This is a genomic window from Streptomyces sp. NPDC007162, from assembly GCF_040634175.1.
Taxonomy (GTDB): Bacteria; Actinomycetota; Actinomycetes; order Streptomycetales; family Streptomycetaceae; genus Streptomyces.
In genome coordinates this window covers 1-2,088 of record NZ_JBEYFC010000903.1, presented here as the reverse complement: position 1 = coordinate 2,088, position 2,088 = coordinate 1, and the positions used below count along the sequence as shown (strand labels likewise).

General features: G+C 71.2%; 1 protein-coding gene and 1 pseudogene. Both read right to left on the bottom strand.

What is annotated here, in order from left to right; translation table 11 throughout:
- Positions 1-596 (bottom strand): FCD domain-containing protein (locus ABZ646_RS45620; RefSeq protein WP_360533416.1); only part of this gene is annotated, 596 nt, incomplete at its 3' end.
- Positions 597-749: 153 nt separating this feature from the next.
- Positions 750-2,009, bottom strand: a pseudogene (locus tag ABZ646_RS45615) (FAD-dependent oxidoreductase); the annotation flags it as partial.
- Between the last annotated feature and the right edge of the window lie 79 nt (positions 2,010-2,088).

Below are 2,088 nucleotides of genomic sequence, written 5' to 3'. Positions count from 1 at the left end.
GCACCATCGAACGGCGCCAGGATCGCCCGGTGCTCGTGCAGGGTGCGCGCCACCGCGTCCTCCTGGGTCAGTCCGCGCCAGATCCGCGCCCTGGTGGTCGGCCCGGACAGGCCGTCAAGAAGCGAGCAGAGCACCGAGTTCCCCGAGCTCTGCACGATGCCCCGGTGGAACTCCAGGTCGCAGGCGACCAGTTCCTCCACCGAGGGCGCGCCGCCGAGCGCGTCCAACTGGGCCGCCAGCGCGTCCAGTTGCTGCTCACTGATCCGGGAGGCGGCCATCGCGGTCGCGGCCGGCTCCAGGATCCGGCGCACCGCCAGGAACTCGAGGACCGTGTCGTCCCGGTGGAAGTCGACGACGAAGCTCATCGCCTCCAGGAGCAACTGCGGGTCGAGGCTGGTGACATAGGTGCCGTCGCCCTGCCGTACGTCGAGGATCCGGATCAGCGACAGGGCGCGCACCGCCTCCCGGAGCGAGTTGCGGGACAGGCCGAGCTCGGCGGCGAGTTCGCTCTCCTTGGGCAACCGGTCACCGGGGCGCAGCGCACCGGAGACGATCATGTCCTTGATCTTCTCGATCGCCTCATCGGTGACTGCCATACCGGCCTCCCTGTAGTCCAGACATCCGATGTCTCTGGCCACATTATGCGGCCTGGTCAGGCGCCGGCGCCCAGGCCCGGTCACGGCCCGGTTCCGGCGGCGGGTATGCGAAAGGGCGGCTCCCGGGGAGAGGAGCCGCCCTGCGGGGACCGGCTACTTCTTGTCGAGCAGGTCCTGGACCTTGGCCCTGACGTCGTCCGTGGCCAGGCCGCGGATCGTCAGGGTGGTGCGGCGGCGCAGCACGTCGTCGGCGGTCTCGGCCCACTCGTGGTCGCGGGCCCAGACCACCTGCGCCCAGATCTCCGGCGCGTCCGGGTGGACACGCTCGGCCAGCTCCGGGTGCTCGTTGGCGATGCGGGCGATGTCGAAGGCCAGCGAACCGTAGTGGGTGGCCAGGTGCTTGGCCGTGTCGGCGGCCATCCGCGGACCGGGCGCCGGGTGGTCCACCAGGAGCCGGTGGGCGACGGCACGGGGGTTGGCGACACCGGGCAGCGGCAGCTTCTTCGGCAGCGAGGAGATCGGCTCGAAGTCGTCGCCGAGCGGGTGGCCCGGCAGCGCCTCCAGCTTCTGCATCACGGTGCGGCCGATGTGCCGGAAGGTGGTCCACTTGCCGCCCGCGACGGACAGCATGCCGCCCCTGCCCTCGGTGACCACGGTCTCCCGCTTGGCCTTCGCGGTGCTGCCGGGGCCACCGGGCAGCACCCGCAGACCGGCGAAGGAGTAGGTGATCAGGTCACGCCGCAGCTGCTGGTCCCGGACGGAGAACGCGGCCTCGTCCAGGATCTGGGCTATGTCCTTCTCGGTGACCGCGACGTCCGCCGGGTCGCCCTCGTACTCCTCGTCGGTCGTGCCGAGCAGGAGCATGTCCTCCCAGGGGAGGGCGAAGGTGATCCGGTACTTGTCGATGGGGGTGGCGAGCGCGGCCTTCCAGGGGGAGGTCCGCTTCAGCACCAGGTGCGCACCCTTGGACAGGCGGATGGACGGGGCCGCGTTCGGGTCCTCCATCCGGCGCAGGTGGTCGACCCAGGGGCCGGTCGCGTTCAGCACCAGCCGGGCGTTGACGCCGAACTCCTCGCCGGAGACGGCGTCCTTGAGGTCGGCGCCCGTGACCCGGCCCTTGGTGAAGCGCAGGCCGGTGACCTGGGCGTGGTTGAGGACGACCGCGCCCGCCTCGACGGCCGCGCGGACCGTCATCAGCGCCATGCGGGCGTCGTTCATCTGGTCGTCGCCGTACACGGCCACGGCCTTGAGGTTCTCGGTGCGCAGCTCCGGCACGTCCTGCTGGGCCCGGGTGGGGGAGAGCAGGTGGCCGACGCCGTCACCGAAGGCGGAGAGCGCGGAGTAGGCGAACACGCCCGCCCCGAGCTTCGCCGCGCCGTGCGGACCGCCCTTGTACACCGTCGTCCACCACGATGGTCGCCTCGAAGTCGCGGTTGAAGTCGCGGCCGTGGTCGCTGTGGTGCGAGGAGTACCAGGGCAGCGTCCAACCCAT